We start from the raw sequence: 4,675 nt of genomic DNA, 5'->3' as shown, positions 1-4,675 counted from the left end.
TATCGAGCATATCTCGCTGATCGATGGGAAGATGCCCAAGCGATTGTTAAGAAAAGTCCTCGAATGGACAACGTTACACCAAAGTGAACTGCTTTCAAATTGGAGACTCATTCGCGAAGATAAGAATCCCAATCAAGTTGATCCATAAGGAAGGAAATGAAAGAAGATATCATCAAAGTCAAACCACTCTCTGGCCACCGGCTTAGGCTTTGGTTTCAGGACGGCTTAAGCGGTATCGTGGACATCTCGTCGATGGTCCCGTTCCAAGGCGTGTTCGAGCCTCTGCGGTCGCCGGACTACTTCCGCAAGGTGCGGGTCAACGGGGAACTCGGCTGCATCGAGTGGCCCAACGGCGCCGACCTCGACACGCTGATGCTGCGCTCGCGCATAACCGGAATCCAGATTCCCTGGGCGACCGAAGACACCACCGGTCGGGGCGATGCAGCCTAACCCGGTTTATACAAAGTGATGCAGCTTCGCACCGTAAACGAAAGAAACCACCCAATGAACCTGTTAGATGAACCCGCCTTCACCAGGCTTCTCGGCAAACCCATCATCGTCAGCCTGTTGATCGCCGCTACGCTGAATATCCAGCTCTTGGGCTGCACCAAAGACCCGACCCAGCCCGAAGAACAGCCGAATTGGGGCGTAATCCCTAATGCGCCCTCAGACCTCACCATCACTAAACCTGACACCAACTCCCACGCGCGTATCAGTTGGCAAGACAATTCCAACAACGAGTTTGGATTCATATTTGAGATTGTGAACAACACTGCTTACGGAAGGGATACACTGGACGCCAATACCACCAACACTGACGGAATGGATTGGCGCCCTCCAGAAGGGAAGCGAATCGTAAACGTGTCAGATCGCTGGGATTTAGTCGTAAACTATCGCGTCTGGGCATTCAACGGACGAGGTAGCTCGGCGCGCACAACCGCCATCGTTTATTGGGCTAATTGACCCCCGTTCACCTATACCCTCGCTCGGTTCCTGGTGGAGGCTGGACTTATGAACTTCGCTTGGCGCAGATAGGATGCTCCGCTGTGAAATGCCCTCGTCTGGAAGCTGGCTTGTGGACATGGGCGGCATCCCGCACGGTTTGTAATCAGCCAGCCGGCGAAGACTCTCGTCTGATGTCGATGATTTTTTAAAGTTAACATACTCTCAAACTACAAACTTCTACAGGAAAGAACGCAATGACGCAAGAAACCACTAATGGTCCGAATGGTATAGTCGGAATTCTGACTGCCTTGGCGTATATACTGACACTATTTCGCTTGCATGACAGAAGGAAACGTCTGCTTGAAGAAATGAAGCTAAAACTTGAGATTATGGCTATCCAGCGGCAACTTGGAATTGACGACCAATCAGATAACAATGATCATGCTGCAAATGAACTGGTTTATCGTAAGCCAAGTCTCATATTGGCATTATTGGCTGGCTCAATCCCCATGCTCTTGACAATGATATCTTGGGGTTTATGGTCGCTTGGTGGTAATAGTGTATTTCTTGGAGAACTAGCAGGAAGAGAATTTTCACTTCTATTCATGCAATTTGCAGGTAGCATTGCACTGGCATATACCTCTTGGAGGATTCTCTCAAATTACATTTTATCGCGAATCGATTTGTTTATGATTACCGCATTTGCAATTTTGCTTCTTCAGAATTCCTTGGGAATGGTATTTTCCGGTATTAATGAGCCAATTTGGCTATTGATTTATAGTAAAATACACTGACTTGATAAAATGCTATTTAAGACACTTTTGGATTCCATTATGATCGTTCGTCTTTGCCGCAATAAATTGCGGCAAACAATCCCCGATAAATCGGGGATCCACCAGGCGGATTCTTCCCTCCGCTTCGCGAGAGTCAGTGTGACGCATTAGCATTAGCATTGGTCATTAGTCAAGTTCCGTCACCCTTCCGTCACCGCGTATTTCAATGCCATGTAACAAGATAGTCGATTTCGGTGACGATGTGACGATTTTTTTGGTACACCCCCCTACAATAGCATTGGCATCAATTGAACCGCCTCGAATCGCGCATTCAGACCTCCTCACCCGACTTCGCCGCTAACAAAGCCGCGATGGAGTCGCTCGTCGCCCAACTGAAGGAACGGCTCGACCACGTCAAGCAAGGGGGGCCTCCCCAGCACGTCGAGCGACATAAAGCCCGCGGCAAATTGACCGCCCGCGAGCGGATCGAGCATCTTTGCGATCCCGACACGCCGTTCCTCGAACTGAACGCCCTCGCCGCGTGGGAGATGTATAAGGGCGAAGCCCCCTCCGCCGGCATCGTCACCGGTGTCGGCGTCGTCCACAGGCGCGAATGCCTCATCATCGCCAACGACGCCACCGTCAAGGGCGGCACCTACTTTCCGACGACCGTTCTGAAGCACGTCCGCGCCCAGGAAGTGGCACTCGAAAACAACCTCCCGTGCATCTACCTGGTCGATTCGGGCGGCGTCTTCCTGCCCGAACAAGCCGGCGTCTTCCCTGATAAGGAACACTTCGGGCGCATCTTTTACAATCAGGCCATCCTCTCGGCGAAAGGCATCCCGCAACTCTCAGCGGTGATGGGGTCGTGCACTGCGGGTGGAGCCTACGTCCCGGCGATGTCGGACGAGACGGTGATCGTCCGCAAGCAGGGGACAATCTTCATCGGCGGGCCGCCGCTGGTGAAAGCCGCGACCGGCGTCGAAGTGACTCCTGAAGAGTTGGGCGGAGCCGACGTTCATACCCGCATCTCCGGCGTGAGCGACTACTACGCCCGGGACGACGAGGATGCGCTGCAGATCATCCGCAATATCGTCGAGAACCTCAACCGCCCGCCGAAGTTCCAACTGGCTCGCGAGGCACCCGAGGAGCCGCATTACGATCCGGCGGAAATCTATGGCATCATCCCGTCCGACATTCGTAAGATGTTCGACGTCCGCGAGGTGATCGCCCGCATCGTCGATGGCAGCCGCTTCAGCGAATTCAAGGAACTGCACGCCACCACGCTGGTAACGGGTTTCGCGCGGATTATGGGCTACCCGGTCGGGATCGTCGCCAACAACGGGGTGCTGTTCGGCGAATCGGGGCGCAAGGGCGCGCACTTCGTGGAACTCTGCGCGATGCGCAAGATACCGCTCGTCTTTCTGCAGAACATCACCGGCTTCATCGTCGGCAAGGAATACGAGCACGGCGGCATTGCCCGCGACGGCGCCAAGATGGTGCATGCGGTCGCCAATGCGCAAGTGCCGCGATTCACGGTGATCGTCGGCGGGTCGTATGGAGCCGGCAACTATGCGATGTGCGGGCGGGGGTATCTGCCGAGGCTGCTCTGGATGTGGCCCAATTCGCGCATCTCGGTGATGGGGGGTGAGCAAGCCGCGTCGGTGCTGCTGCAGGTGAAGGCCGAGCAGATGGCCGCGGCCGGCCTGCCGCCGATGTCGCCCGAAGAGCAGGATGCCTTCAAGCGCCCGACGCTGGAGAAATACGAGCGCGAGGGCAGCCCCTACTACTCGACCGCGCGCCTCTGGGACGACGGCATCATCGATCCGCTCGACACGCGCGCCGCGTTAGGGCTGGCGATCTCGATGTCCCTCAACCAGCGGGTAGGAGAGTACGGGATGGGCGTGTTCAGGATGTAGAATGCGGAGTGAGGAATGTTGCGACAATTCAATGATGTGGTAGGGTAGTCTTTGTGACTGGGGTTTCCCGATTTATCGGGATGCAAAAAAAGCAAAGCCCAACAGTAGCAAAACAGAGGTTTTATTATGCAATCTTCAATTCCCAAGATTCCTTACGCACTACTCAATGATGAAGTTGTGGACATCTCGCGCGCATTAAACGAAAGAGCGAAAAATTATCACTGTCCAATGTGTAATGAGGTGCTTATTTTGAGAAAGGAACACCTGAGATCACGAACAATTAAAGTTAAAGCACATTTTGCTCACAGATCAGAGCCTCAATGCAGTAGCGAATCACAGTTGCATTATTGGGCTAAGCGATTTTTCAAGGAGAGGTTTGAGGTTTCCATTTCAAATGCTGTGAAATTCTACTTCAAATGGGAATGTGAACAGTGCTTCGATGAACATAATGGTAACTTTTGTAAGGAGGCGACCGAAACAGTCTTGGAAAAGGACTTTGGAGAGTGTCGACCAGACATATGTCTTATTGATAAGGAGGGGAAACCGAGGATATTTGTCGAGATTGTAGTTTCTCATGCACCTGAAGACAATGTAATAGAATATGTCCAGGCAAACGATATTGCACTTGTAGAGATGATAATTGAGAATGAAGATGATCTGGAGGAGATTAGGCATTCGAATGTGCTAATGGTAGCCAAAGTCAATAAATGCAAGAATCCGCCGTGCAGAATTTGTGATAAACCAATGAAGCAAGAGATCCTCTACATTTTTGACACGGAGTGTTGGAGGTGTAGAATGCCTATTACTATTGCTCAATTAAAGGTCAGTGGTTATAGTGAGTCTGTTGAAAATGGGTCTATTTTGATCTGCTATTCTCATTTCTAATTTTCAAAATAGACTTTATGCCGTTTTCGAGCGTTGTGTGAGAACCAAAAGGGGCACTTTTACAGCGATTTTGCCTTTTTCAAGCATGATTAAGCCACGATTCCTTGCCAATTTTGCCCGTTTTCTCGTTCTTAAGCGGAGTACTCCACTGTT

General features: G+C 51.7%; 6 protein-coding genes. All 6 read left to right on the top strand.

Features of this window, described 5'->3' with window-relative positions; all coding sequences use genetic code 11:
• Positions 1 to 148 (top strand): DUF4160 domain-containing protein (locus FJY67_11415; GenBank protein MBM3330056.1); only part of this gene is annotated, 148 nt, incomplete at its 5' end.
• 8 nt (positions 149 to 156) lie between these two features.
• A complete protein-coding gene (locus FJY67_11410) occupies positions 157 to 450 on the top strand; it encodes a DUF2442 domain-containing protein (protein MBM3330055.1) in 294 nt (97 codons plus the stop codon).
• A gap of 54 nt (positions 451 to 504) precedes the next feature.
• Positions 505 to 963 carry a hypothetical protein gene (locus FJY67_11405; protein MBM3330054.1) on the top strand — a complete coding sequence of 153 codons (459 nt, stop codon included), beginning with the start codon at positions 505 to 507 and terminating at the stop codon, positions 961 to 963.
• A 236-nt stretch (positions 964 to 1,199) separates the two neighbouring features.
• Positions 1,200 to 1,739, top strand: a complete 540-nt coding sequence (locus FJY67_11400; GenBank protein MBM3330053.1) for a hypothetical protein — start codon at positions 1,200 to 1,202, stop codon at positions 1,737 to 1,739.
• Between the two features lie 287 nt (positions 1,740 to 2,026).
• Positions 2,027 to 3,637, top strand: coding sequence for a methylcrotonoyl-CoA carboxylase (locus FJY67_11395; protein MBM3330052.1), 1,611 nt, complete (start codon positions 2,027 to 2,029; stop codon positions 3,635 to 3,637).
• Between the two features lie 126 nt (positions 3,638 to 3,763).
• Positions 3,764 to 4,522, top strand: coding sequence for a hypothetical protein (locus FJY67_11390; GenBank protein MBM3330051.1), 759 nt, complete (start codon positions 3,764 to 3,766; stop codon positions 4,520 to 4,522).
• Positions 4,523 to 4,675 lie beyond the last annotated feature (153 nt).

The organism is Calditrichota bacterium (genome assembly GCA_016867835.1).
Lineage (GTDB): Bacteria > Electryoneota > AABM5-125-24 > Hatepunaeales > Hatepunaeaceae > VGIQ01.
Note: the sequence above shows the minus strand (reverse complement) of the source record. Positions and strands in the feature narration are given on the sequence as shown.